This is a genomic window from Pedobacter sp. NJ-S-72 (assembly GCF_053890575.1).
Map to the genome: position 1 here is coordinate 1,081,328 of NZ_CM132681.1, position 25,556 is coordinate 1,106,883.

General features: G+C 37.7%; 35 protein-coding genes and 1 pseudogene. 13 read left to right on the forward strand and 23 right to left on the reverse strand.

The genetic code is table 11. From position 1 onward, the window contains the following. Window positions 1–104 precede the first annotated feature (104 nt). Both ACWYN3_RS07095 and ACWYN3_RS07100 read right to left on the reverse strand, forming a co-directional pair. On the reverse strand, window positions 105–491 hold the full coding sequence (locus tag ACWYN3_RS07095) for a hypothetical protein (RefSeq protein ID WP_456220502.1): 387 nt from the start codon (window positions 489–491) through the stop codon (window positions 105–107). Then, window positions 475–1,554, reverse strand: coding sequence for an MFS transporter (locus tag ACWYN3_RS07100; RefSeq protein WP_456220503.1), 1,080 nt, complete (start codon window positions 1,552–1,554; stop codon window positions 475–477). Before ACWYN3_RS07100 ends, ACWYN3_RS07095 begins: the two co-directional genes overlap by 17 nt. Before the next feature lie 211 nt (window positions 1,555–1,765). Here ACWYN3_RS07100 and ACWYN3_RS07105 point away from each other — a divergent pair, with 211 nt between their 5' ends. From ACWYN3_RS07105 to ACWYN3_RS07130, 6 genes and pseudogenes are all read left to right on the forward strand, one after another. After that, window positions 1,766–2,188 (forward strand): DUF3592 domain-containing protein, encoded by a 423-nt coding sequence (locus tag ACWYN3_RS07105; RefSeq protein ID WP_456220504.1) that lies wholly within the window; start codon window positions 1,766–1,768, stop codon window positions 2,186–2,188. A 101-nt stretch (window positions 2,189–2,289) separates the two neighbouring features. Then, window positions 2,290–2,580 carry a hypothetical protein gene (locus ACWYN3_RS07110; RefSeq protein ID WP_456222920.1) on the forward strand — a complete coding sequence of 97 codons (291 nt, stop codon included), beginning with the start codon at window positions 2,290–2,292 and terminating at the stop codon, window positions 2,578–2,580. Window positions 2,581–2,639: 59 nt separating this feature from the next. Next, on the forward strand, window positions 2,640–3,089 hold the full coding sequence (locus ACWYN3_RS07115; RefSeq protein WP_456220505.1) for a carboxypeptidase-like regulatory domain-containing protein: 450 nt from the start codon (window positions 2,640–2,642) through the stop codon (window positions 3,087–3,089). Further along, window positions 3,086–4,111 (forward strand): TonB-dependent receptor plug domain-containing protein, encoded by a 1,026-nt coding sequence (locus ACWYN3_RS07120; RefSeq protein ID WP_456220506.1) that lies wholly within the window; start codon window positions 3,086–3,088, stop codon window positions 4,109–4,111. Before ACWYN3_RS07115 ends, ACWYN3_RS07120 begins: the two co-directional genes overlap by 4 nt. Window positions 4,112–4,134: 23 nt before the next feature. After that, window positions 4,135–4,821 (forward strand): annotated as a pseudogene (locus ACWYN3_RS07125) (TonB-dependent receptor); the annotation flags it as partial. Between the two features lie 50 nt (window positions 4,822–4,871). After that, window positions 4,872–5,582: a class I SAM-dependent methyltransferase gene (locus ACWYN3_RS07130; protein ID WP_456220507.1), complete on the forward strand. Its 711-nt coding sequence runs from the start codon at window positions 4,872–4,874 to the stop codon at window positions 5,580–5,582. A gap of 143 nt (window positions 5,583–5,725) precedes the next feature. Here ACWYN3_RS07130 and ACWYN3_RS07135 read toward each other — a convergent pair whose 3' ends face one another. Next, window positions 5,726–6,214 (reverse strand): hypothetical protein, encoded by a 489-nt coding sequence (locus tag ACWYN3_RS07135; RefSeq protein ID WP_456220508.1) that lies wholly within the window; start codon window positions 6,212–6,214, stop codon window positions 5,726–5,728. A gap of 3 nt (window positions 6,215–6,217) precedes the next feature. Next, window positions 6,218–7,168, reverse strand: coding sequence for a cytochrome P460 family protein (locus tag ACWYN3_RS07140; RefSeq protein WP_456220509.1), 951 nt, complete (start codon window positions 7,166–7,168; stop codon window positions 6,218–6,220). 168 nt (window positions 7,169–7,336) lie between these two features. On the opposite strand from ACWYN3_RS07140, the gene ACWYN3_RS07145 reads away from it, so the two are divergent. Then, window positions 7,337–7,717: a hypothetical protein gene (locus ACWYN3_RS07145; protein ID WP_456220510.1), complete on the forward strand. Its 381-nt coding sequence runs from the start codon at window positions 7,337–7,339 to the stop codon at window positions 7,715–7,717. A 4-nt stretch (window positions 7,718–7,721) separates the two neighbouring features. Here the strand turns inward: ACWYN3_RS07145 and ACWYN3_RS07150 are convergent, their stop codons facing one another. Next, window positions 7,722–8,240 carry a SecDF P1 head subdomain-containing protein gene (locus tag ACWYN3_RS07150; RefSeq protein WP_456220511.1) on the reverse strand — a complete coding sequence of 173 codons (519 nt, stop codon included), beginning with the start codon at window positions 8,238–8,240 and terminating at the stop codon, window positions 7,722–7,724. Window positions 8,241–8,433: 193 nt separating this feature from the next. On the opposite strand from ACWYN3_RS07150, the gene ACWYN3_RS07155 reads away from it, so the two are divergent. Then, complete coding sequence (locus tag ACWYN3_RS07155; RefSeq protein ID WP_456220512.1) at window positions 8,434–9,078, forward strand: PepSY-associated TM helix domain-containing protein; 645 nt, start codon at window positions 8,434–8,436, stop codon at window positions 9,076–9,078. A 32-nt stretch (window positions 9,079–9,110) separates the two neighbouring features. After that, on the forward strand, window positions 9,111–9,965 hold the full coding sequence (locus ACWYN3_RS07160) for a PepSY domain-containing protein (RefSeq protein ID WP_456222921.1): 855 nt from the start codon (window positions 9,111–9,113) through the stop codon (window positions 9,963–9,965). A gap of 168 nt (window positions 9,966–10,133) precedes the next feature. On the opposite strand, the gene ACWYN3_RS07165 is transcribed toward ACWYN3_RS07160, so the two are convergent. Beyond that, window positions 10,134–10,493, reverse strand: a complete 360-nt coding sequence (locus ACWYN3_RS07165; protein ID WP_456220513.1) for a helix-turn-helix domain-containing protein — start codon at window positions 10,491–10,493, stop codon at window positions 10,134–10,136. Between the two features lie 191 nt (window positions 10,494–10,684). Here ACWYN3_RS07165 and ACWYN3_RS07170 point away from each other — a divergent pair, with 191 nt between their 5' ends. Then, window positions 10,685–11,092 carry a hypothetical protein gene (locus ACWYN3_RS07170; protein ID WP_456220514.1) on the forward strand — a complete coding sequence of 136 codons (408 nt, stop codon included), beginning with the start codon at window positions 10,685–10,687 and terminating at the stop codon, window positions 11,090–11,092. Continuing rightward, a complete protein-coding gene (locus tag ACWYN3_RS07175) occupies window positions 11,046–11,678 on the forward strand; it encodes a helix-turn-helix domain-containing protein (RefSeq protein WP_456222922.1) in 633 nt (210 codons plus the stop codon). The genes ACWYN3_RS07170 and ACWYN3_RS07175 overlap by 47 nt, the downstream gene beginning before the upstream one ends. Window positions 11,679–11,795: 117 nt before the next feature. On the opposite strand, the gene ACWYN3_RS07180 is transcribed toward ACWYN3_RS07175, so the two are convergent. The 7 genes from ACWYN3_RS07180 to ACWYN3_RS07210 all read right to left on the reverse strand — a co-directional run bounded on the left by ACWYN3_RS07180 (window position 11,796) and on the right by ACWYN3_RS07210 (window position 15,305). Further along, entirely contained in the window at window positions 11,796–12,026 is a 231-nt protein-coding gene (locus ACWYN3_RS07180; RefSeq protein WP_456220515.1) for a hypothetical protein, read from the reverse strand. A gap of 5 nt (window positions 12,027–12,031) precedes the next feature. Then, on the reverse strand, window positions 12,032–12,340 hold the full coding sequence (locus ACWYN3_RS07185) for a hypothetical protein (protein WP_456220516.1): 309 nt from the start codon (window positions 12,338–12,340) through the stop codon (window positions 12,032–12,034). Between the two features lie 91 nt (window positions 12,341–12,431). After that, on the reverse strand, window positions 12,432–12,770 hold the full coding sequence (locus tag ACWYN3_RS07190; protein ID WP_456220517.1) for a hypothetical protein: 339 nt from the start codon (window positions 12,768–12,770) through the stop codon (window positions 12,432–12,434). 97 nt (window positions 12,771–12,867) lie between these two features. Continuing rightward, entirely contained in the window at window positions 12,868–13,536 is a 669-nt protein-coding gene (locus ACWYN3_RS07195; RefSeq protein WP_456220518.1) for a response regulator, read from the reverse strand. Window positions 13,537–13,548: 12 nt separating this feature from the next. Next, complete coding sequence (locus tag ACWYN3_RS07200; protein ID WP_456220519.1) at window positions 13,549–14,100, reverse strand: sensor histidine kinase; 552 nt, start codon at window positions 14,098–14,100, stop codon at window positions 13,549–13,551. Window positions 14,101–14,241: 141 nt separating this feature from the next. Continuing rightward, entirely contained in the window at window positions 14,242–14,919 is a 678-nt protein-coding gene (locus tag ACWYN3_RS07205; protein ID WP_456220520.1) for a hypothetical protein, read from the reverse strand. A 23-nt stretch (window positions 14,920–14,942) separates the two neighbouring features. Further along, window positions 14,943–15,305, reverse strand: coding sequence for a hypothetical protein (locus ACWYN3_RS07210; protein WP_456220521.1), 363 nt, complete (start codon window positions 15,303–15,305; stop codon window positions 14,943–14,945). Window positions 15,306–15,433: 128 nt separating this feature from the next. Between ACWYN3_RS07210 and ACWYN3_RS07215 the strand changes: the two genes are divergently transcribed. Further along, window positions 15,434–16,090 (forward strand): bestrophin-like domain, encoded by a 657-nt coding sequence (locus ACWYN3_RS07215; RefSeq protein WP_456220522.1) that lies wholly within the window; start codon window positions 15,434–15,436, stop codon window positions 16,088–16,090. Next, the gene (locus ACWYN3_RS07220) at window positions 16,087–16,242 is read left to right on the forward strand and encodes a hypothetical protein (protein ID WP_456220523.1); all 156 of its coding nucleotides are present in this window, start codon (window positions 16,087–16,089) and stop codon (window positions 16,240–16,242) included. The genes ACWYN3_RS07215 and ACWYN3_RS07220 overlap by 4 nt, the downstream gene beginning before the upstream one ends. Before the next feature lie 15 nt (window positions 16,243–16,257). Here ACWYN3_RS07220 and ACWYN3_RS07225 read toward each other — a convergent pair whose 3' ends face one another. From ACWYN3_RS07225 to ACWYN3_RS07270, 10 genes are all read right to left on the reverse strand, one after another. After that, entirely contained in the window at window positions 16,258–16,515 is a 258-nt protein-coding gene (locus ACWYN3_RS07225; protein WP_456220524.1) for a hypothetical protein, read from the reverse strand. Continuing rightward, complete coding sequence (locus ACWYN3_RS07230; RefSeq protein WP_456220525.1) at window positions 16,512–17,588, reverse strand: ATP-binding protein; 1,077 nt, start codon at window positions 17,586–17,588, stop codon at window positions 16,512–16,514. Before ACWYN3_RS07230 ends, ACWYN3_RS07225 begins: the two co-directional genes overlap by 4 nt. 15 nt (window positions 17,589–17,603) lie before the next feature. Then, entirely contained in the window at window positions 17,604–20,009 is a 2,406-nt protein-coding gene (locus ACWYN3_RS07235; RefSeq protein WP_456220526.1) for a contractile injection system tape measure protein, read from the reverse strand. Between the two features lie 4 nt (window positions 20,010–20,013). Next, the gene (locus ACWYN3_RS07240; protein ID WP_456220527.1) at window positions 20,014–21,462 is read right to left on the reverse strand and encodes a contractile injection system tape measure protein; all 1,449 of its coding nucleotides are present in this window, start codon (window positions 21,460–21,462) and stop codon (window positions 20,014–20,016) included. Window positions 21,463–21,581: 119 nt separating this feature from the next. Next, window positions 21,582–21,842, reverse strand: coding sequence for a hypothetical protein (locus tag ACWYN3_RS07245; protein ID WP_456220528.1), 261 nt, complete (start codon window positions 21,840–21,842; stop codon window positions 21,582–21,584). Between the two features lie 206 nt (window positions 21,843–22,048). Further along, window positions 22,049–22,831 (reverse strand): hypothetical protein, encoded by a 783-nt coding sequence (locus ACWYN3_RS07250; protein ID WP_456220529.1) that lies wholly within the window; start codon window positions 22,829–22,831, stop codon window positions 22,049–22,051. Beyond that, window positions 22,815–24,122 carry a hypothetical protein gene (locus ACWYN3_RS07255; RefSeq protein ID WP_456220530.1) on the reverse strand — a complete coding sequence of 436 codons (1,308 nt, stop codon included), beginning with the start codon at window positions 24,120–24,122 and terminating at the stop codon, window positions 22,815–22,817. The genes ACWYN3_RS07250 and ACWYN3_RS07255 overlap by 17 nt, the downstream gene beginning before the upstream one ends. Then, window positions 24,037–24,357 (reverse strand): hypothetical protein, encoded by a 321-nt coding sequence (locus ACWYN3_RS07260; RefSeq protein ID WP_456220531.1) that lies wholly within the window; start codon window positions 24,355–24,357, stop codon window positions 24,037–24,039. Before ACWYN3_RS07260 ends, ACWYN3_RS07255 begins: the two co-directional genes overlap by 86 nt. A gap of 41 nt (window positions 24,358–24,398) precedes the next feature. Beyond that, window positions 24,399–25,055: a hypothetical protein gene (locus ACWYN3_RS07265; RefSeq protein ID WP_456220532.1), complete on the reverse strand. Its 657-nt coding sequence runs from the start codon at window positions 25,053–25,055 to the stop codon at window positions 24,399–24,401. 109 nt (window positions 25,056–25,164) lie between these two features. Further along, the gene (locus ACWYN3_RS07270; RefSeq protein WP_456220533.1) at window positions 25,165–25,551 is read right to left on the reverse strand and encodes a hypothetical protein; all 387 of its coding nucleotides are present in this window, start codon (window positions 25,549–25,551) and stop codon (window positions 25,165–25,167) included. Window positions 25,552–25,556 lie beyond the last annotated feature (5 nt).

The following is a 25,556-nucleotide window of genomic DNA, read 5'->3' on the forward strand; positions in this document are numbered from 1 at the left end:
ATTGATAATTTAATTGATATTCCATTTATTGTCTTTAAACGGTATAACTTGTTATTCCGCTACAAAACCAAATTTAAAAAAGAATACAGTCACAAGGAAGGCGGTTATTTTTTCTTTTTTACAGCTGCCGGCTGGATAAAGATCAGTGCCATTAAAGAAGCTAAAAAGCCAAGGCCAGCAGAAATTTTCATAATTTTACCATAAGCATCAATGAAACCTGCATGATATGCTTCAGTTACTTTCTTTTCCTGAACCGCGCTTAATAATCCGGCAGGGACCATGGCATTTCCGAGATTTGCTGTTTGGGAAATTATAGCAGATTTTTGTTGTTGATTCAGGGGTAGATCTTTAATCTCCTTTTGTAATGCCGCAGAAAATAGCAAGACTGCAAGTGAACCCAAAATGGCATTTGCAAAAACACCCGCAATTCTTGTTACAGCATTGTTAATACCCGAAGCTGTACCGGTAAAATGATCACTTACCGAGCTCATTACTGCTGCAGTAAGGGGCACAACGGTAACAGACATTCCAAAACCAAAAACAAGAATGCCCGGTAAAAAAAAGTGTCCAGTAAGCTGAAGCGCCGTTGGTTTGTTGGATATAAGACAATAGCAGCAGGCCTGCACCAGCCAAAAGAGGACCTGAGATGAGAAATAACCTTGGACCATATTTGTCGGCAAGACTGCCTGCAAAACGTGCGTTAACGACCATGAAAATAGTAAATGGCAAAAAGGTAAGACCAGATTCCAGCTGTGTATAACCCTGTACTTGCACCATGTTTAACGACAGAAACAACATGCCAGCACTAAGTCCTGCATAGAGGAAAAAAGTAAGCAGATTCGTTCCACTGAAAATGGTATTGCTGAACAAACTTAAAGGCATCATTGGATGGTTGCTTTTAAATTCTATTAGAATAAAGGCAAAAAGAAGTAAAACTCCTGCGATAATAGTACCATAAACCTGGATATTGTTAAATCCGGCGGCAGGTAAACGAAGGAATCCAAAGGTAAGCGCTGCCAGACCAAGAGCTATCGCAATAGCACCGGAAACATCTACTTTTTTATTGTTATTCTCATCTTTAATTTCTTTTACTTTGGTTACTAAAAAGAGAAGTGTAACAACGCCAATGGGAACATTAATAAAAAAAATGTAACGCCACAAACCCTCATCGGCAAGTGCGCCACCCAGTGCGGGGCCAGCCATGGTTACTAAAGTAGTGACCGCAGACCAGGTGCCAATGGCCTTTCCTCGTTCTTTTTCATCAATAGAAGAAGAGATTATGGATAAACTTCCCGGGATCATCAATGCACCACCAATGCCTTGTATTACTCTGAATATGATCAGTGTATTTACACTGGGAGCAAAACCGCAAGCTGCAGAACCCGCAATAAAAATAAAGATCCCAATCATAAATATTTTTTTACGACCTAGTTTGTCGCCCAATGTACCGCCAATCAAAGTAAGGGATGCCAGCATGAGTAAATATGCATTTAATACCCAAAAAAGGTCTGGACCGGAAGCTTTTAAGTGCTGTTGTAAGGAGGGCAGGATCACATTAAGTGCAGTGGCATCAAATAAAAGCCATTGCAGAAGCCATTATAGTACAAGCCATAACCCATTTACCCTGGATACTTCGGAGTGGTACTGTTGCCATAAAAATCTAACTTGTTTAAAATTAGATAAAATCATTCTGATTAAGATCAGAATCAGCTGTTTACAGGTGAAAATTTATTATATATATTTGTGTGATAATAGTTATATGTTAATGCAATCGACTGAAAAGAAAATAGCAAGTCTTATTTTTATATTTGTGGGTGTATTACTTATTGTCGCTGACCTTGTGATGGCAAGTAGTAATCTGGAATTTATCCGAAAAGGTGTCGTGGCGGAAGGTGTTGTGATTCATACCAAATATGGCAGATTTCATCCGGAGATTAGATTTAATACCGCAAATAGTGAAATCATTACTTACTCACAGAATGGCTTTAATAAGGGATATAGGCTGCATGATACCATGTCGGTCTTATATGATCCTAATTACCCGAATAATGCCTGTATTAACAGTTTTGGCCCTTGGGGGGGCGGATATATGAATGTGCTGGTTATAGGCCTTCTATTTGTAGTATCGGGTATCATTAAACTATTACGTCCAAATACGAGATGGTTGTATTTTAATTTTGAAAAATAAGATTGAACAATTATTGGAAGAGTTTATGTGACGCCAGATAATCATTGGAAATTCAATACTTTTACGGCGTGAAGTTCATCTCTCTGCTTTTATGTTTATTCGTGCTCGCATTAACTACAGTACCTTGTTGTGCATTGGAGAAGGTTGATTCAGATTCGCACCAGGTTTCACCAAAAGCAGAAGAGCACAAATGCGCAGAAAATGATGATAATTGTTGCAAAGACTGTTCACCATTTTATGTTTGTGGTACTTGCGTTGGATTTACAATAAACAGTAATTTAGCACCCACCTTTACTGTTTATTTAAGATCCGTTAAGCATGAAAGCGTATATCTGACGGTTGAACTTCCTCAAATCCTTTCTGTTATCTGGCAACCGCCCAAATTAAGTTAATACTTTATTTACGGCCTTTTCAGGCTGATTTTATTGAAAATGCTTAATAGGAAAAACACATGAAGAAATTAATTGTGCTTATAGCAATACTGTTTTTTACAGGATTGGCTTATGCTCAAAACACATATAAAGCGATAATTAAGGACGCAAAAACAAATCAAAGTATCCCCGGAGTAACTGTTAAAGTTCAGGGTGCAAATATTACCTCAGTTTCTGCTAATGATGGATTTATTCTTTTAGATAACATCCCATCCGGTAAACGGTTAATACAATTTAGTTATATCGGTTATAAAATTAGAACAGACACTTTATCATTTCCATTAGCACAGACAGTACCTCAGCAAATCGTCCTGGAGTCTGACGAAAAAGATGAAGAATTGGATGAAATAGTGGTTTCAGCGACAAGAAGCCGCAGAACTATCGCAAATATCCCTACACGGATAGAAGTTATTGCAGGTGAAGAATTAGATGAAAAGGGAAATATGAAACCTGGAGAGATATCCGGATGATGTTAGCTGAAAGTACTGGAATCCAGACACAGCAAACCTCTGCTATTAGCGGGAATTCCAGTATCCGCATTCAGGGACTTGATGGGAAATATACTCAGATCATAAGGGATGGATTTCCATTGTATGCTGGTTTTTCAGGCGGACTGGGATTGCTCCAGATTGCGCCTCTGGATTTACAGCAGGTTGAGGTTATTAAAGGTTCATCCTCAACTTTATATGGCGGTGGGGCAATTGCCGGGCTTGTAAATCTTGTATCAAAGAAACCTACGGATCAGCGTCAGCTTAACTTCCTTTTAAATGGGACATCTGCATTAGGGCTTGATGTAAGTGGTTTCTATGCACAGAAATTTAAGAAAACAGGGGCAACCATTTATGCCGCATATAATCATGGAACTGCCTACGATCCTTCAAATACAGGTTTAACAGCTATACCAAAATTTGATCGTTTTACGCTGAACCCTAAGCTCTTTTTCTATTTTAATGAAGCTACCACATTATCCGCAGGGCTCAATACAACTATTGAAAAACGTATTGGTGGAGATCTTGAATATATTCAGGAACACGGAAATGCACAGCACAGCTATTTTGAAGAGAATAAGACACAGCGTTATAGTACGCAAATAGAATTGGATCATCAGTTAAATGATCAGGAGAAACTAGTATTACGTAACTCCGTGAGCTACTATGACAGAAGCATTGGTTTGCCCGGATATCTTTTTTCGGGGGCACAGCTTTCTAGCTATAGCGAAGCGAATTATTCCCGCAAGGGCGAAAAAGTTGACTGGGTAGCGGGAGTTAATTTCCTTTCTGAGCATTTTAAAGAAGATAAAAACAGCAATTCTGCACTTAGAAGTTATAATTATACGACCATTGGCGGGTTTGTACAAAATACCTGGAATGTGGCAGAAAAAATCACACTTGAATCTGGCATTCGTGGTGATTATCATAACGATTATGGTTTTTTCTTTTTACCAAAGATTCCGGATTATGGAAGGTCAATGAACATTTCTCTACCCGTTTAGGCGGTGGACTAGGGTATAAGGCACCGGGTCTATTTACAGAGGATGCTGAACGCATTCAATTCAGAAATGTATTGCCTATTGATGTGGCTAATATGAAAGCGGAACGTTCTTATGGAGCTAATTATGATGTCAGTTACAGGACGACATTATTTGATGATAAAATAGGGTTCAGCATTAACCACATGTTCTTTTATACCAGGATCAATAACCCAATTTTGCTTACGAATGCTACTGGTGGCGATTTAGCTTATGTACAGCCACACGGCAATCTGGATACAAAAGGAATGGAAACCAATGTTAAAATCACCTGCGGTGACTTTAAGTTATTTACCGGTTATACGCTCGCTGATGTGAACCAGCGCATGGGTGGGCAAACAATAGTTTATCCTTTGGTTTCTAAACACCGTTTAAATAACGTGTTAATGTATGAAATTGAAGATAAATGGAAAATTGGTGCAGAAGCTTATTACTTCAGCAAACAAAGGTTAAATGATGGCACAACCGGTAAAAGTTACTGGACAGCTGGATTAATGGCGGAAAAAATTTGGAAAAGATTCTCCATCTTCGTCAATTTTGAAAACCTGACAGATACCCGTCAGACTAAATTTGATACTATTTATACAGGCCCGGTTACTAACCCCGTGTTCAGGGATATTTATGCTCCGGTTGATGGATTTGTTATGAATGGTGGAATAAAATTTAAGCTGTAAGTCCAGCAAATGAAATTTAAGTGGTGTCTGAAACATCAGGTGCCACTTAAATGAAAATTCAAAGACAATTACAAGTTGACAGAATGCTTAAGTTTGTTGCTCAATGGTCAAAATATAAGATGGATATGGAGAATACAGATAATAAATCTCACTGGGAAAACGTGTTTAGCACAAAAACTGAAGAAGAAGTAAGCTGGTTTCAGTCTTATCCAAAAACGTCCATTGAGTTCTTAGAGCTGTTCAATCTCCTCTTTGATGCTAATATCATAGATATTGGTGGTGGAGATAGCCATCTGGTTGACGTATTGATTGAAAAGGGATATCAAAATATATATGTGCTGGATATTTCAGAAAATGCTTTAATCCGGGCAAAGCAAAGGTTAGGAGATAAAGCAGGTTTAGTCCATTGGATTGTATCAGATGTTACTGATTTTGGTCCTGAGGTTAAATTTGATTTTTGGCATGACAGGGCAGCTTTTCATTTCCTGACGACTCAGGAAAAAATAGACCAGTATGTAAATATTGCCGGAAGCAGTATAAAATCAGGGGGCTATTTGATTCTTGGAACATTTTCTGAGAATGGCCCATTGAAATGCAGTGGTCTGGAAATTAAGCAATATTCTGAAGCCTCTATGTCATATCGTTTTGAAAAAAGCTTTGATAGAGTAAAATGTGTTACAGAAGATCATTTAACTCCTTTTAACACGACGCAAAATTTCTTGTTCTGTAGTTTTAAAAAAACACTAAGATGGAACAAATAAATGAAATATATCCCACCAGAAATTTATACATCATAGGGAATGGAGTTATTACAAAAGCCTTAGCAGTCGCATTATCTAATAAAGGAAAAAATGTGACCATTTTACTCTTTTACAATTCAAACACATACGTGCAATGAATGGATTTACGGCATAACCGAGGCTGTTTGAGACAGAATATATTTTATCTGTGTTTTTTCGTGAAAAGGATCGCTCTGCCATTTTCCATTTTCGCCTTTATATACTTTGTATAAGGTCTGAATTTCCTGTCCATTTGCTTTTGAAGTAACCATTTCCACACTTAGAAATTGTCCCGGAATTTTTGCACCGAACCATCTTTCATCATCTTGTTGCTTCCAGGTTACCAGGGCAAAGAACAGATCTGCAACAGTACTATCTCTTTTAGATTTTGTATATTCCAAAGCGATATTGTTACCATATAACGTAGACATAGTAGCTTCCTTTTTGTTGATCATGGATGTAATTACTTTCAAGCCTAACTTGTTAAATTGTAAATTCTGTGGCAAATTTGCCATTTCATTTAGTTCACCTGCATGATTATTGTTTTGTCGTTTACAGCCCGTTGCGATTAGCAATAAGAGGGTAAAGGCCAGATATTTAGATTTAAATTGCATAATTTAATGTTTAACTGGAAGGGTGAATATAAAATCGTTATTGGAAACAGGGCGATGGCAGTTGACGCACTCTGTTGCGTACCCTATATTTTTACCATAAGGCAATAGTTTCATTGTTTTAAATCGGGCCCAACCCCAGCCTTTAGTGGACTTATATTTACTACTATCTTTAATCATGTATTCGACTTGTTTAAATGCTCCAGCTTTGACATTTCCATCTGCATCCTGAAGTTTGTCCCATGCAACTTTAGCAAAAATGGTTCCTTCTGGCCAGGGGTTAATGTGTTTTTGTGCTATTGCCTGAATAGCAATAGGATTTCCAAAGATCACCCTCATAGTCCCATTATCTGTGCGATCAGTTGAACTGATCACTTGCCAGTTTTTATAATCAGGCTGGAAGGGAATGCCAGTTAGGGTTTTCGGTAACTCTTCAGTTTTAACAGATTGACCTTTCCAGTTTTTGAATTGCTTGTCTGCTGCATTAAGCAGGGCAGTATCAGCTGGATGCTCCTTAATCATACCTGCAACATAGTTCTTGACTATCGCTATTTCAACAGGGGCAAGGATTGCTGAACGATGTAGCAGCTGATAACTTTTTAGAGGCATGGTACCGGTAGTCATTTGATTGAGGATTTCAAACAACTTGCCTTTTTGATCCCCTGGTGCCATGTTACCCCATTCAGAGAAGTTAAGACCTGCCTTACCCAGTTCAACATCCGAAACGGCAATATTGTAAGCCGGTTGAAGCTGATCAAACCATTTTAAATCTGTTTCATTTGAGTGGCAATCATAACAGGCCTTTTTTAAAATGACCTTAACATTATCCGGGCCGTTAAAATCTGCGGTTACAGGTTGTTTTTTCAATTCAGGCCGATAAAATTGCATCGCGCCAAAACAGATGATAAGTATTGAAAGTACCTGCGTTATTTTTCGTTTATAAAAAGGTTGATTCATTTTCTAAATGATTAGCTCTTAGATAAATTTACACTAAAGCAGAACAGAATGAAAGGGGAAAACCGGCATCCTGACGAAATGGCTCTTAAGCTGGACAAATTTTCACGTCATCCATTAAACTATATTCATGGAAAGAGATGTTAAGCTCAAAAACCTTAGATTTGCGACATGCAAACAAGTGAACTAAGAATAGGGAATTACGTTAAAACTATATTAACCAATGATCCGATAAAAGTAGCGTCAATTTCTGGTGAGGGTATTAATGATTTTACAGGTAGAAAAGCTGACGAAATTTTTCCTGTTCCTATAACTGAAGATTGGCTGGTTAAAAAATTTGGTTTTAAAAATAATGGCCAGGGATACTATCAGCATCCTGAGTTCAATTTCTTTTTATATTATGTTCAGGAGGATGACTATTTCGATTGTTATAAACAGGTACCTGCAAATGATGAAACAGGCGATTTTAAATCAATGCAGCACATTCATAAATTACAGAACCTGTTTTTTGAATTATTTGATGAAGAATTAATCGTTATTGAAGCGTCTTAAATATTTACTCACCTTCTTTTCTCCTGATAAGTGGCTTAGCTCTCTTCATTTCCTTTTCTAAAAGCACTTTGTAATTTTCTGCATCAGCAATTGTAAAAGCGCCTGTTATTCTCAGTGAACTGACAGCGATTGGCATTACAAGTCTTGGAGCACTTAATAAGCGGTTATTAATAATAACAGGCATATACTTGCCTACATTGACAGCGGTAACCTCTTCTAACTTTTTAGTCCCGGAAGGATTCAAAGCTATATCCAATGATGTACCTTGACTTGAAGAATCTTTTAAAACAGTAACTTTTTCGATTTCGTGGACACTAATTACCGGAACCGGATTCACATAAAATATTTTATTAGTGCTGTTATCCTTAAATGCATAGGCACTTTTCTTTACTGCGAGATAGATTCCTGATGGTATTTTCTTTGTAGACTGAGCCTGCTGTGCCTTAGGCTGCCCAGCCAGAGATAATGCAGAGGTGGTGAAAATTAAAACAGTTAGCGTCAGTCTCTTCAATAAATTACTCATTTTTTTTAGAATTACAGGTAAATATCACTTAGGGCAATATACCTAATCAAGTTTAACTGCCCAATGTATTTCTGATTATTAAAATAGCTTTCCTTTTTTAGGAATTTTATATAGATTTGCGCTAATTAGACTAAATATAAATAAATCACGTGAAAACAAAACGACCTCATAACCTTCCCGATATCCTGATCAAATGATAACAATTATAAAGAGATCGTTGAAATGGGCTAAACATCAAAAAAGATGGTTTGGAAAATGGCATACCTATTTAGGCATTATTGCTGGAGCCATTTTAGCATTTGTGGGAGTTACAGGTAGTATTCTGGTCTTTCAGGATGAGATTGACCGAGCTTTAAATAAAGAGCTTTTTGAGATAGTAGCTCATCAGAAAAAACTCTCTTTTGATGAATTGGTTCCGCTGATCAAAAAGAATAACCCCAAATTAAAATTTGATTATGTAATGGCAGGAAAGGGAGATAGTCCTTTAGAAGCCTATACTGCATTCGATTTTAAAACAGAAGAACAGTTTTTTATCAATCCCTACGATGGTAAGCTGAGTGGAAAAAGAATTATTTCCAGTTCATTTATTCGTGTTGTGATGGATCTGCATCGTACCTTGCTTATCCCCGTTATTGGTAAGTATATTGTAGGCCTTGCATCACTCTGCCTGTTAATTCTAACCATTTCCGGACTGCGTTTATGGCTGCCAAAAAAATGGGAGCAGCTTAAATCGGTTCTCACAGTAAAATTTAGCGGTAAATTCAAACGTCAAAATTACGACTGGCATAATGTATTAGGGTTTTATTCATCTCCAATTGTATTTATATACTCAGTCTGACTGGGTTTTCTATTACATTTTCAACCTTAGTTATCCCGTTACTTTTCATCTTTAGCGGTAAAAATCCCGCGGGTTTACAGCAGGTATTTGGTGCAAAATCTGCTTATACCAAAAATATCCAGCCACTGCCTTTAAAACAGATCATTGAAAGGGTAGTTAATCAGATGCCCGATGCCAAAATAGGTGGTGTTGCTTTACCTGATGGTAAGTTTGGTTCTTACAGGTTTGACATGATTTCAGGAAATTTGCCAAAGGAAGGTAGGCGCGAGATGCTGACAGTAGATCAATATACGGGTAAAATCCTGCTAAATAGCCGAAAAGACTTTCCGAACGTGGGCAATGCTTATTTAAGCTGGCTTACACCCATTCATTATGGTAGCTTTGGTGGTTTGCCAACTCAGATTCTTGCACTGATAGGAGGGTTAATTCCACTGACTTTATTTATTACGGGATTTATTATCTGGTGGCCGCGTTTTAAAAAGCGGAAACTCAAAAGAGAAAAACGCAAAGATATTGTCTTAGAAAAACCAGTGAAATTAATAAAGATTAAACTTTCGCTTTGGCAAAACTTTAAGAATAACCTGTGCAGCGGTTTTAAATATGCAGCTATTTCATGGCCATTGATGGTGCTTTCTGGTGTACTGTATGGATTAATCTCGGGTATTGTACTGCAACCAGCTGTGTTTATCATTGCCTTCACCTGTGTGTTAGTCAGCCTTAATTTTACCTGTGCTTTTCTGGCAGAAATATTTAATGTGTTATTCTTATTGCCGTTTAAGAAAGGGAGTTCTGGTATAACACGTTATTTCTCCATCTCATTATCATTCTTTATTGTATTTATGATAGGGTACATTTTAGTGCTCAATACCGGGTTAAATGTTTTTTAAGGGAATTCTATGTTTAGGGCAATTGAGGTTGCAAATGGAAAAGTGAAGATATATGTCAGCGACCATGGAATGGGAATTAATGCTATTGATCAAAAAAGATTATTTAGGTTTTTTTTAAAGGGTAAATAATAATCACCTGAAAACAGTGCCCGGATTTGGGTACGTGAACTAATTCATAGGAATTTCTGTACTTCTCTTTAATTTAACCTTATCCTCGTACAGGTTAAGTAATTTTTTATGTAAAACCAAAATTTCAGCATCCTTTTCATGGATCATTTCTCTAAGAGCTTTAATTTCATCTGCATAATTATTGGGTAAAAATTCCTCTGCTTCTCCTATTAATGCGCTTGCTGTAGTACCCAATTCCTTTGCTATTTCTAAAAGTCTATCCAGACTTAAAACCGTGACACCAGTTTCTATCTTAGATAGGGCCGGAGCAGACAAATTTAACTTCGTAGCCAATTCTACCTGGCTTATTCCCTGGGTTTGACGTAGCGTTATAATATTTTTACAAACTATTTTAGACATCAATAGTGGCTGTGTTTTAAGAATTAACAAATGTTATCAAAATCTGTTCTGAGACATCAATTGATAATTTTCACAAAAAAAAGGAATAGCCATTAAATATCTTTACACAATACGGAGTTCTTTTTACATAAAATGGAATTTTTTTTAATAGCGTTAGAATTGTTCGTTTTTTTTTATCATAATTGCCCATTATGGGAATCAATGTTGGCAAAAATGACGGGAATTGGAAGAAGGTAGGTGGCAATTTTGAGCAATTTCCCAAACAGGAGCATCTCATAACTGAAAGCAGAGAGAAATACAGTTTTTCCTTTAGTGATGCGGAGCTAATGCAGATTACTACCCCTGATAATTATATCGTTTACGGCGACGTTATATTCAAACAGCGCCAACTATACTTCAGGCCTACTCATGACTTGCCCGATATGATTAAATTGCGTTTTACTTTGTCTGGTAACGGAACAATATACAATCACATCAATAACCAGAAGTATATTTTTAATTCCAACCAGCAAAATATCATTTATATGCCAGAACTGGATGGTACGGGTGAATATGATACCGGACGTAACTATCGTTTCTTTCGAGGTACATTTTGCTAAAGAAAAATTTCTGCAGCTCTCCGAAAATTCATGCAGGGCACTCCAGCTTTTAGCCGACCATATAGATGCCGGACGTTATGCACAAATAGCAGAACAAAACCTTCCCATCTCATTGGCGATGCAAGACTGTATACAAGGTATTCTTAACTGTGATTACGCAGAAGGACTAAAGCTGATGTATCTCCAGTCAAAATGTATAGAATTACTTGTTCTACAGGCCGAAGCCTTTGAGGCAGGGATTACGAAAAAGCAAAATGCACCCCTGAAATCTGTATATGACAAGGACTGTATTTATCATGCGAGGGATTATCTGATTCAGAACATTCACCAGCCGCCTTCAGTTGCGCAGCTTGCGAAAGTTTGTGGTACTAATGAATTTAAGCTTAAACAGGGCTTTAAGGGATTGTTTAACAATAGCATATTTGGTTATTTAAGCGATTACAAACTAAATTATGCGAAAGAAATGCTCTATGAAGGTAAGCCGATAAAGTCTATTGCATTCGAACTCGGTTATTCCTCTGTTCAGCATTTCAGTACCGCATTCCGGAAGAAATTTGCAACATCACCTGGTAAAGTTAAAGCTTAAAAAAAATCGATATTGATCCAGGATTAAATTCCTTCATCAATATTTGATAGTTTTTAAATTTTGTCGTATTTATAAAATCGTAACGTCTTGTTTACTTTTCCTGTCCTGTAAAACCACTTATTTCATCTTGATCCGGAACATTAAATAAACCAGAATAAAAGCAATGCCAATTACTAGAAAAAGAGTAAGAAGAAATCTTCTCAAAGGTGAACCGGAGCGTTTAGCAGCACCAGAACCATTTTGTTTCAAGCCTTGTTTGGTTAAAATTTCATCAATTTGGGTATCACGGGAATTTATTGGCGTAGAGTATTTCGGTGAATGAGCTGCTGAAATCCCTCTTTCCGACAATGCGTCTACGTAATTCTTGCTCTCAGCCAATCCAACACGGGCAAAGTTTTTTTTAAAATCTTCACGGCCTGCAGTTTCTTCCCCTGTGCCAGGTAAGCCAATATCTCTTCGTCGATATTACTGACAGTATTTGCTGGATTGGCAATAACCTCTGCAGGAGAAGTTTGCCCTGGCCTAAAGTTTTCTACAAAATCCATAGCCTCCTTCAATCCGCAGTTGCTCAATGTATGAACCAGTTTAACAGCCTCAATCTTTTTGTTCTGAGACAACAATAACTGGATTATTTCTTCTGTTTCTTTTGGTAGGTTCATCATGGTGAATTAAGAGGACAGGTCTTCTTTAGAGAAGATTGTGTTTTCAATAAGCAAATTAAGATTTTTAACCTTACCTGTTGTATACTCTTTCTTAAATGTCAAAATATCTAGTATCTATCTTTTTTTTGAAGAAGTTATCAAAGTGTTTCACATAGGAAATCTCAAAGTTTACAGAAGTTAAATTTAGTTTATTATTCTCTTCAGGATATAAAGATTTACTATTGATCAGCATCAGGAAAAAAGAAACAGCCCAATCCAACTTGTGGTAGGCTGCCGATCCACGGGCAAAAGCAGTAGGGTAGGCGTTTATTTTTCCGCGATCCAGTAATTTTAGTTCGTTTCCAATATTAATTCCTGCTTTTGCCATACCAGATAAGAGCCAGTGATTATTCAAAACCCACGAATAGGCATAACCCGCATTTAGCTTCATCTTAACTCAAAAACTTTCAGAAGCAGACATAATGATGTCTGAAGATTATTACTGTGGGATTGAAATAGCATCTGACTCTCATCAGGTACCAATATCATCAATATTTTTTCATGTAAAAATTCAGATCTACATGATTGTTTTTTACTGCAAAAATAACTAGCCCGGCAGTATTTTTTACGCTGGTTTTTAGAATTAAGCTGTTGCGGTGTCCCTCAACAGTTCTTTCACTGATAAAAAGTTTTTTTGCAATATCTTTAGTAGACAGATCCTCACAAATACACTGTAAGACTTCTTGCTCTCTTTTGGTGAAATCTGTAGCTAAGGTAGTTCTCTTTCTTACGCCGCTCATATTGTTGAACAGGATTTTAGAGATTTTATCATTAAAATAGAATCCTTTTTCCGATGTGAACCTGATTGTTTTTTCGACCTCTTCGGGCGATGCATTTTTCACAAGATAACTGTTTGCCCCTAATTCAATGAGCCTGATTATAAACCTCTCCTCATCATGGATAGAAAGGATAATGACCTTGATATCTGGGAATCTTTCTTTGACTTGCTTAATCACTTCAATCCCATCTGTCCCTGGCATATTCAGGTCTAAAAGCATAATGTCAGTTTGTTCTGCCTGCTCCTGTAGCCGGTTAATTGCTTCCGCTCCGCTCTGGGCTTCCCATAGTACCTTAAAACCTTTGTATCTTTCTAAAAGCGAGACCATACCTTTGAGAAAAAGCAACTGATCATCGACAATACCAATATTAATCTGCATAAAAACTCTTTATTATAATATTTGATTCAAAGCCATTTTTAAATTAAAATCAAAACTCCCGTTTAATAATTGTACCCTGCTTTCAATGTTACTCAATCCATACCCTTTTCTTTGCTCATCAATATTTTCATGCTGTAAAGTGCCATTATCTTTATATAGAATTTGTATTTCCTCTCCCATATCACAAAAGATCATCGTCAGTCTGTTTGCATTCGAATGTCTGATTGTATTGCTTACCAGTTCCTGAATTATCCGGTATAAAGAGAGCTGGATGCGTAAACTATAATGCTTAAGCTCACATTTGACCGGCCATTCTGCAACCAGGTTACCACTTTTGTTTATTCTGGTACAGATCTCTTCCAAAGCATATTCAAGCCCGAATAATTTGAGTTCCGGAGGCATGATCTGATGAACCAGTTCGCGTGTGTTATTCAATCCATTATCAACCAGTAATAAGGCCTCCCTTATTTTTTCACCTTCTGATTGTTGAAGGATCAAAGAAAGAAGGGCAAAAGTATTTCCTATCTGATCATGCAAATCCCTTGCAAATCCTTGTTCGCTCAATTTCAACAGACTCTATTATATTTTCCAGTACTTCCTGCTTATGTAATTTTTCCAGTTCAACCAGATATTTTTGTTTCTTTGTTAATTTTCGTAACCATTTGATATAGATACATATAAAACCTATAGAAAGAATTAATAGGGCTATTGTGCCGGTGAGTAAGAAGTGTACAACTTCGATTTCCAAATTATCCATAATCCAAAAAATAAGAGCAAGTAGTAAACCATACTAAAAAATGCATGACAAGCCCATAGTGTCATACGTGCATCTGCCAATTCGGGTCTTCTCAAATAGTTACTTAAAGTAAAAAGTAAACAAGAGCTTGTAAAGTAAATCAATACACCAGAATTAATTAGCAGTAAACCCATGTGATAAGGCTTGGGCAAATCAGAAGACTTATTGATCAGTTTATTAAAACAAATAATAGCATAGATCATACAAAGTAAGCTTTCCAATCCTCTTGCATAGGTATTGTTAACAGTTATCGGCTGAAGAAATATAGAATTCAGAATTGTTAAAATAGAAAATGAAATTAAACAGCCCTGGAAAAAAATCTTCCAGGATCTGCCAGTGATAATAGTCGCATAGAACCAGCTCAGTAAAGCAAATTCTTCCAATGTGTAGATATGCAGCAAATAAATGTTATTAATTTTCAATGACCAGAGTATGGTAGAGCTAAACTCTGTAATCGAACTGATCAGGATATGAATGCTCAATATTCTGATCGTAATATTATTGTTGCGCAATAAAACTACTGCCATGATTGCTGATGGAATTATAGCAAAAGGAGCAGCATTAAATATCAGACTTTGCAGGCTCATGATTAATCAATAAAGATAATTGATTAATCTACATTTAAAGGAGAGAAACCGTCTGCACAAGTATCCGGGCAAGGATGAGTGAAATCAAATGTTCCTGATTCCTCAGTTGTGTCACTTTTGCCCTTCACTGTGATCATGTCTTCGTTATCTTCATTGACCCCGACCATAACAAGTGTTTCTTTGTTTTTATCGTTAATACCTATGTAAAAACGCACTGTTTCTACTCCGATTTCATCGATGATCTCCTGGAGCTCACTAACGTGTACAGTGAATGCTCTGACCTTAGTACCAGGATCTTTTGGGTTTAGATTTTGGATCTCTCTCCATTTTGCGGTGTAAGCAACAGCACGTTCAAGGGGAATGCGGTATTTTTCTAATTTAGACATATGAGGTTAGGTTAATTTTCGTAAATATAGAAAAATATGTAGTCCGACCCAGAATATATTCAGGTAATTTTACCCGGTTATCAGATCACGTAGTTTCACGTAAAAAACTCCAGTCTTTCCTTACTAATTTGGAGAATCTTATCTTATCTGTACAGATTTATGTATTTAATACTGCAAATACCTGCGTTCATTTTATTACTGCTAATTGTATTGGTTTTTACTGCAATTGGAGTTATAGCTACTTATTATTTCAGAAAAAAAATACGCATGAACCTAAACGTTCGCATAACGAAGCAGTGGGTTATATTTTTGCTATACTCAGTGGTTTTTATGGGTTGCTGCTTGGCTTTGTTGTGTTTTTAGTTTGGGATTCTCTGAACAGCGCACAGAGCGATGTGAGCCGGGAAGGTAGTGCGGCGATTGCATTCTACAGGGATATTAATTATTTTCCTGATCATGAAAAAATAGCTCCTCTTAAATCTGTCTACATGGTTTATGTACATTCAGTGATAGACAAGGAATTTCCAGGGATGGAATCGATGAAGGCTATAAACAGACATCATCATGATACTTTTAATCATGTATTTGCAACTATGGGTAAACTTGACCTTGGGGATGTGTATTCCGGGCAGATGTTTCGTCAGTTAAACGAGCTTAGCATGTACAGGAGTCTTCGTAATCTGGATGCTTCTTCTTCAATACCAACTGAAATATGGGTTCCTATTTTGCTTGGAGGATTGATTATACTGGTACTTGCAGTTATGCTGGATGTAGAGAGAGTTTGAGACTGCAATTAATAGTCAACGGTTTGCTGGGTGCATTTATTGGGCTGGTCATTTATATTATTATCCTGTTAGATCACCCGTTTACAGGTCAATTGAAGATTGAACCAGAAGAATACAAAATTATTCTAATCATGGATAAAGAAAACCACTGATTTCTTTATCCATGATTAGATAATCTTACCATCTTTACCCAGCTCACGTCTTATACTTTCTATCATATCTCTTTCCAATAGAATATTATTACCTCTTTTTATCGCTTTTAGCGCGGCGTAACGAACAATATTTATAATAGTCCCCCCGGTAAGCTCATATTTCCTGGCAATCTCTTTCAGATCGAGTTTGTTTTCCAGTATTGCTTTATCCGATAAAGCCAGCTTCCAGAGTTTTAACCGCTGTTCTGCATCCGGTTGAGCAAAGTAAATCATAGCCTGAAACCTTCTGCTAAATGCATCATCCAGATTAGCCTTAAGGTTAGTTGCCAGAATGATGACACACCTGGAAAATCTTCAATTCGTTGCAGCAAATAAGACACTTCCTGATTTGCGTGTCTGTCATTCGAACTGCTTGTTTGTGTACGTTTACCAAACAAGGCATCGGCTTCATCAAAAAATAAAATCCAGTTCTTGTTTTCGGCCTGGTCAAAAACATTAGCCAGGTTTTTTTCTGTTTCTCCTATGTATTTGGAGACCACCATAGAAAGGTCAATTCTATAGACTTCCAGTCCGGTAGTTTTCCCCAATAAACTTGCGGTAAGTGTTTTACCGGTACCGGGAGGGCCATAAAACAACGCTCTGTATCCGGGTTTTATCGTACGCTTCATACCCCAGTCGTTGAGTAGCGTGTCACCGTAAATAACCCAGTCCTGAATTTCTTCTACCTCTCGCTTTACAATGTCATTTAGCACCAGATCATCCCATTCCAGATTTGTATGAATGCGTTTAGCCGGAAAACCTGGCCCAAAATCAGGCTGATGTGAAATGCCACTGGTAAAGTAACTCAGATATTCGGGCGTGATTTGAAGTACACGACTTAAAAATGGTTCATCCGTATGCATTGATACCAGTTTCAGCATATTGTGTTTCCGAAATATATGGGTTTCGTTAAATAGCCGGATCAATGAAAACCGTTCCTCCAGATTGTTGGCTGCCAATATAAATGCAGCCGTTTCTCCCGTAGGTAAAAAGCCATTAAAATTCTGGCCGGTGATACCGCCAAATTCTGTAAAAACGCGATCGTAGCCACTGTTTTTAATAAAAAAAACATCCAGTAAATGTGGGAGCAGATGTGGCGCCAGGGCCAGTAAAAGAACTATTCTCTCTTGAAAATTTAGTCCGTAATAACTTACGATCTGTGCATATACAGAATCTTCCGGTCCTAAATGCGGAGGGCTGACTTCTGTAACATGCTGATAAGTGCAGGGGCGGTTCCAGTAAAGATCCATACGCGTTTCTATGACCCTGGCAAGCCAGTCCATTTCAGCTTTCAGGCTCTCACGCATTCTGTTGCATCAGGGTTAAATCCATTCTATAATTATTGGTTTATCCATCCATTGAAATTTAATCATACCAAATGCCCAGGGTAAGGTCTGTAAAATGAGGTCATAACCTCTTTGATCTACTCTGAGCGTCCATTCTTCGGGAGTTTCAGTAAGGGCACCATCTCTCTGTAAAAATGAGACACTAAAGCCATCAGCAGACGAAGAAGACAATTTACCAGCGCGTTCAATCACCACCTGCAAAAGTTCAGCAGATAAACTGATCTCTTCATCAGAGATTAATATCTCCAGCGGCAGGGGCTCCTGTATCGGATAATTACATAAAATCTTATTGAGCACAAGTTCATGCTCCGGATTTTCTGTCGTCTTGAATGCAAGGTATTGTAATAAATGCACAGCTCTTGCCTTTGCTTCAAGGCTAACGAATTGTCCCTTTTCCATTAAATTAAGCCTGGTAAAATAAGTACTTAAAAAAGGGTGCAGCAATACAAGTCCAGCATTGCCAACATATAATTTATCTCCTTTTTTTAATAGGCGCGTTAATTTCTTCTGTGCCTCTTCTTCGCGTTTTAAGGATTCAAGAATTAATTTTTGTTCAGCATCCTTAGTCGCTATGTCAAGAATTTTGCGTTCTTCTTCCGCTTTTCTTTTTAAAAATATTTCCCTTTCCTGTAATTTTAACTGATACTCCAGTTCATGTTTTACAGGCGGGATCACATCCTTATAAACAGGAGCGAGGTTGGTAGTCGTATGTATTTTATCACGTAAAACAGTAAAAAAATTGGCAGATGCAGCAGTATAAAATGATCCCGCTAAATAACGAAATGTGAAACTGATATAACTGCTTATATTTTTAGCCTGCACTAAACCTGATAAATAAAAAAGTGCAGCTTCGTTTAACAAAATTTTAAGTTTTTGGTAATCATGTGTATTGGTGGCGACACTTAAAATCAGCTTCCTGACCAATGCTGTTTGTTGTTTAAAGGTCTGATCACTTCCAGAACGTTTTTCTATCAGCCATTCCATAGTTTCATCTCCATAATGTAATGCAACATACCTGGTTAGTGGTGAAGACTTTAATAACAACTTAAGTTGTTCTTCTGTATTGCCAGTCCTTGCTTTTTCAAGCAGACGGTCAAGCGCAGGTTTAAGTTCCGGATTCCCTGTGATACCTCCATTTCCGGAAATTTCCTGTACATATTGTAACGCATCTTTCTCTATATAATCATCCAGCAAAAGGCTCAGTTGTTTATGGTCACCTCCCTTATAATCGGGTAAAAATAGCCGGTGCACCTTCATACGGGCATTCACCGAATGCTTTTCACTTTTGAGTATGCGCATCAAGGCTTCCCTGTTCTCCAGGTACAATAGCAATAACAGCTCTGTAAGTAGGTTATCAAGCTCTTTATGGTTTAATACAGGCGTGTTTTCTGGTAAACGGTTCCAGAACAGATAGTATTCCAGCAGATGGATGGCTTTCTGCTGTCTTTGCTTAAGGTCTAAAGGTTGTTTCTGTTCTTGTAAAAGAAAACTATCCAGCGTTTCATATGGGCTAATCGTAGTCCAGGTCTGGGCAACACTATTCTGGCTAACACTGATCCGGCCAGCATGTTTTTCAGAATTGAATAAGGCAATAGTCAGTTCTACCTGGTAAAGTATGCTATCCCTGTGATCCTTTTTGTCATCTGTACCAAAAATGAGAGGAGTACCCTTAGCTTTAGACCAGGAATAAAAAGATCTCATTTTTTGAAATTCTGTAACCTCTTTTTTAGCGCTATTAATTACTCCGCTAAATAGCTGTTCTAGCCTTTGCGGGGTCATTTTGCTATAGCGAGAGAGGCTTTTGAAAACATTCAGGTAGAAACAGGTTTCATTAAACGCCTCGTACTTCATTTCCAGGTAACTTAACCATACTGCTTCCAGTATAATATCTTTTAATGATAGTTGAGTGATTTGAGCAAAAGCTGCAATACCTTCTATGAGTTCAATAATAATGATCTCAGTAGCAATCGTAACGAAATTCCAATCAGGCAAATAGCTGAAAATCTGGTAAGTCAGATCATCAGAAAACTGCCACAAAAAGCGTTTTCTTGATTCTGGTTGTTTCCCTGCTTTCTCCAGTATGATTAATGTTTCACTGACAGACGAATCAAATAGCATTTTTAATAGCATTTCAGGTGAATGGTGGCTGTATACTTTTCCCCACCATGGCATGGCCCCATATTGTATAAAGTAATGGAGTATGTTAGCTATTGTAACTGTTTGATTTGAAGTGGTTTTGTTTTTTGATTCAATATTAACAAGAGCGCCGGCAGGGGAAATAGCAGTAGTGCCAGCATCAACATCCCCCGCCTTGAAAACTGTAATTCCATTCCCATTAAATACCGTAAATGGAGATTTCATTAGATTTTTAAATAACCTCATATGATCATTCAGACCTGGTGAATCGGCTGCCGGTAATAATAAATTCAGGATTACCGGAACTGCAGTACCACACTGTGGATAGAAACTGTAAACTAAACTGAATGAAATCAGATTTTTCCATCTGACCGCTTTCCATATTGAAAATATAAGAGACAATCATTTTTTGCATGATGTTTCCAAATGACTCTCCGTTAATAGTTTTTAGCAGACCTTTCGAATTGACATGAATCAATAAATGCAGATATTCTTCCATGAAACCAGCCTGGTCAGGCCATAAAAACCGGATAAAACGAGCCAGTTCACTGATTGGCAAAAGCTCAGTGATTCTTGTGATAGTTGAGCTTGTATGCGCTAAAGAAAAGATTATTTTTCTAAGCTTTGCCGGCACTTTTGCTATCCCTTCTTTAAAGTATAAACCCAGTTCCTCCTTACTGCCATTGAAAGAAGGAGACCAGACAGGAAGTGAACCTTCATTCAGATAATACTGCAATAGCTCTAACTGATCATTTAACCCAATTGCCATATCTGTTACCTGCAAAGCAGTATTCAAATCCAGGGGGGCATCGTTTTCAAACTGGAGTTCTTTAATCAATTCAAATAACGTATTTCCGGCAGTCGCCGAATGGCTGAAAACTGGTAGGGAGTCATGTAAAATATCAAGTAAAGAAAAATACGAAACATTAAATTGGGCCGCCATTTGTGTAAGAATACTTTTGATCAAAGCCTTTTGACTAAATAAGCTTCCAGGCTCTTCTAACAGATAAGTTAATATGAAAAATGAAACCGCATGGGCAAAATCTTCGGCATCAGCTTTTACAAGTTGCTTTTGATGCTGTGCATTTTCGATATTCTTTTTATAGGAAAGAATTGCAGGAGCCTCAACGGGAATTATAGTCGTCACTATTTCTGCTATGTCCTGTTCTGATGACTGAAAAGCAAGTCTTTTTCTAATCTCTGGCTGGCGGCCCAAACGCATGAATAAACTCCTCAGGTTCTCCCTGTCATGCTCATAAAGCTGATGAAGGATAGTTTTCCACGTTAGCCCATGCTGCACAGCCGCTTGCCAGGGTAAACTGCCATTAACCAGGTAAAACTCTAATATATACCAATATCCTTTTTCTGCGGGCAGATTTTCAAAATCCAGACTGCTCCAATGTAAAATGTCATTTGAAGAAAGGAGAGGCCCAAACAGGTCTTCCAGGGCTTTTTCCAGTCGTTTTGGCAATTCATTTTCTAACTCTTCATAACGTATATTCCCCAGGTCAACGACCAGGCTGTCTTTTCTGATCAGTGCGTTTTCAGGAATATTTGCTGAGAAAAAATTGGCTATAGTTTGCTCAATCTGCTGATGATATAACCGGCTGAGTTTATTCTGAAGTTCATACGCCATTTCTTTCGAAAAGAAATCAACATCAAGCCTGAGTTGCTGGATCGTATAATATTGATTATTCATGAAGCTTATCTTTGAGTTCACAGGTAGTAAGAAATTCGCTTAGTTTTTGTGCAGCAGTATGCGTAGCTTCTGAAGTTGTGTTTATCATTAAATTATTGCGCCAGTCAAAGTATAACGTTTCAAAAGGCTGTCATTTTTGATAGTGATAACCAACAGAACGATATCTTCATATGCGCTGGGCATTCTTCCATAAATAGCTGACGGGCCAGCTTTGCGAAACTATCATCCTGAAACCTGGCAGGCCAGGAAGGGAAAATAACAGTCATTCGAAAATTATAAAAATCTTCTGCTATTTCCTGCCCGTGGGTTTGTTTGACGGTATAATTAAAAGAAGGGAAAAATTCTGTATTGTTTAAATCAAACTGTTTTAGGTTGTCCATCAGATATTTGACAGTATCCTGGTCAGGTTGTGGCTCATTATCCTGTTGATCGCTTTTTGCTAACAGCGGCTTTTTAAAAACGCAGAGCTCTTTCAGTTTGTCAAGCGTGGCAGCATAGTCATTATTAACATATGATTTGGATAGACTTAATAATGTGGTGACTATTGCTTCTCTTTTGGAGAAAGAATGCCACCCCAGCTGTTCAATTAATATCTGGCCGCATTCATCAGCAAAAGTAAATCCATATTGTTTTTTGAACCGAAGGCCGGTTTTAACAGCAAATGTTCCACAATGTAGAAACCTTCACTTTCCATACTGAGCTCTTTAAAGAAATTAACCGTTTTCTTTAGTGCAATCAACGCTTCATAATCATCTTTATGTTTACTAATGATGCTCCACTTATCCTCTGCCTGATCTTTGTTTTTAGCCGGTTGTTTAAACACAATAACTGTGGTTTCACTGTTTGCAGATGGATAGGGGACAATCCGGTAATTATCAAGTATAATAGCCGATTTAAAGAGTTTTTCTGACTGTTTCCTGAACGTTAAACCGGAGGTTAGTGCGTCATAATCTATGGGTTCTATATCCAGTTCATGCTGGTTTGAGAGGATATTGAGTTCCTCATCCCTCCACTTTAAAATAGTTTCTTTTCCTTGCTGGCTATCATTTTTTTCTGAGGCTGTTAGTGATAACTGGTCTTTGTATTTCTCGTTGATCCTGCGCATTATACCACTAGCTCCATGATGCTGAATGTGAAGTAACAGAGACATTTTTTTTCCAAATCCACTTTTGAGCCCACCGTCAGTTTCAGATATCATATAGTTATCTGCTTTGACTCTATTCGTAGTAAAGACAGACAGGTTATCAAGTATCGCTGACTTCCATTGAATTTCAAGATCATTGCGGTTGATATGATTCTCCTGATCATAATAAAGTTCATACAGAAACACAGGATGTTTATGAACGGCAATATTAAAACGTGATAACATATGTTCTAATGCTCTTTTTTTTTCTATCCTTATATTGCTCATCAGTCTCAATAAACTGACTGACATTGCCGACAAATTCATTGACTGGATTATTTTTGAAATTTTCCCATTCCGCAGTATTTGAGGGATTATTTTTATCAGTGAACGATTTCAGTATATATTTTGCATCAGGTACCTGGTATAAAGGCTGAAAAAAATAAGTGGAATCTGACGCGTTATCAGTAGAAAACAGTTCACCTATTTGTGATAACTGCGCTAGCGAATCAGCAATTAACTGCTCAAACAACATCAGGTAAGCCTTTAACTGACGGCTTTTAGCAATAGCAGCAGGGCTTGCGGAAAGTGTTCCTTGTTCTCCAATACCATACATTGCCGGGAATAAAGTTTGAATAGAAACATAATCCTTCAGGTTCTTATATTCCCCCTGCAGGACGGGGATTTGTTTTTTCGGGACCCCGTTGCCAATAAGCTGTCTTTTTATCTTCTGCTCATTTTTCAGGACGTCTATCCTGCGGATATATAAATTATAAGTATCATGGTAAAGCGTGATATCAGGATGAAGATCATCCATTCTCATTACAGGATAATAACCACTATCAAATTTCAGCATACCCGTATGATAATCTTTCCCATCAGTAGACAGTTCTAATTTTTTAATGCTAATTACGCCAGCCAATCCTGAGATTGCTTTGATCAGGTCAAAAGGATCAATACCCGTGATCCTTCTATGAAGTTCATGATCCGGAAGAATTCCTTTTTCCAATAGCGGGCCACTATAAATATCTTCTATAGGATATCCCTTTGCCAGTAGTTGTGCCTCAGTATAATAAACTACTGGCGGGCTGATCGTTCTTTCCAGTGCATCATAGATAGCAGCCAGAAGCCGGCTTGGGGAGACATTTTTTTCGATAACGATTTCGGCTCTAAGGTATACATCCAAGGGCCTGAGTACCTGAAAACCCTCGTAATTATCTCCAATGTTCCTGTTCGCCATCAGCACTGCTTTTACCTTTTGTGCCAATTGATCAGCATGTTCATCGCCAGCAGCGTCTGGTGCTGAGCTAAATCTTTCTGTAAAGGTGATAGAAGGTTTTATAGTCACATTATATATCCCTTTGCTGTAACTGGAAGAAAATTGTGATTTAACAGGTTCTATCCATACGTCATCTACCTCAGCTACACTGTCAATTAAGAGTTTCCTATAATCATTTACAGTAACAGGGCCAGAAGAAAGCACCTCTTCTTTTGGAAAAAGAATTCTTCTGTTCCCTGTTAATCTGTCCTTTTTCATTCGCCAGGATATCCATTATAGGAAATGTAGTTCTATAGCCTACGTCAGTTAATGCATAACATACATATTCCAAAATGGTGACCCCGGGGTCATGTAAATTAAAATCAGACCAGTTTTTACCTGCATATTTCTGAATCAGTTCAATCCCTTTTGTCCGCAGGAAATTAAAATCCAGCGCATGCTCCAGCACCGCATCTTTTTCAATCACATTATTTTTATCAGGCTGGATTTCCATTTTTTTTCTGCTCGCTTATAATTAATAATAATGTCCATCGCTTAAAAAACTCTCATCATCCCATAACCTGGTGACTTTGTAATCAATAAATATGGCAGTACCGTAGTTGCAATTTGTCCGTAGCTGGAGCGCATAGTCGTGTGTATCTTTGCTTTTCCAGCGAATACCGATTTTATTCCAGAAAAACCCATAATAAGCGGATGTTTTTCTGATTTTACTGTGTGAACCACCAATGCACTAAGTGCATAAGCATGAAGAATAGCGAATTTGCCAGATCTTTTTCTCCCCGTACGGGCGATGATTTCGAAAGCCTGGCAATTATCCAATCCATCAATAATGGTATGCCATTTTCCATTCGCAGCAATTTTTCCCTGCACAAAAGTCCCTACGCGGCCCTCCATCGCTGCAAATCCGTTGACATCAAGACCGTAATCTTTGTTACTTCTTTTCCCGATACCCAAACTTCCGTTGGCATGGAAAAAGAAACTGGTTTTCTCCTTTGGATTATTACTTAAATCATCAGCAGGGCTAAACCTCAACCCTGCAATCTCCTGTTCGTCTTTTTCAATAAAAAAGAATGGATTTACGTCATCTGCACTTTTAAACAAAGTGATCAGCTTTGTGGATACCTTGCTTGAAGTTAGAATTAATCCATTTTCATTATCTTTTTCAAAGCCATCATCACTCTTGTTCAGCATTGAATCGATGAGATCCGAGAAATGGTTTTCGGTTGGATGCCGCCATTACGAAAAAATTTCTTGAGGTCTTCGCGGCCATGGATTTTGCTCTTAAACATCGTCTTTTATTTTAATGTGGGTAAACAGTAAAGTCATATAGTTCTTCTGTGGAAGAGGGGATATCGGTGTCTTTCTTAATTTCTTGAGGCTGAATGATCAGTAAATCTGAGCCAACCGAGAAATCTCCAATTCCAGACTTTGTGGGGTTTTCTGGTTTAGACTGGTTGATTACTGTGAGCTGATGATCGTCAGCAGAGATCAGTATAGCTCCCGGTACCGAACCTTGTAAGCTATCTGTCAGATCAACTGAGGTATCAGTCAGGTGTGCATCAAGCCTTCCGTCTTTCTGGTTCCATACCTTAAAGAAATGCACCAGAGAAAAACCGGTAATGTACTCGATATAAGGCCGATGCTGCAGGTGGTTTAAAATCTCCAGGATATATATTTTCGATCCCATTTTAA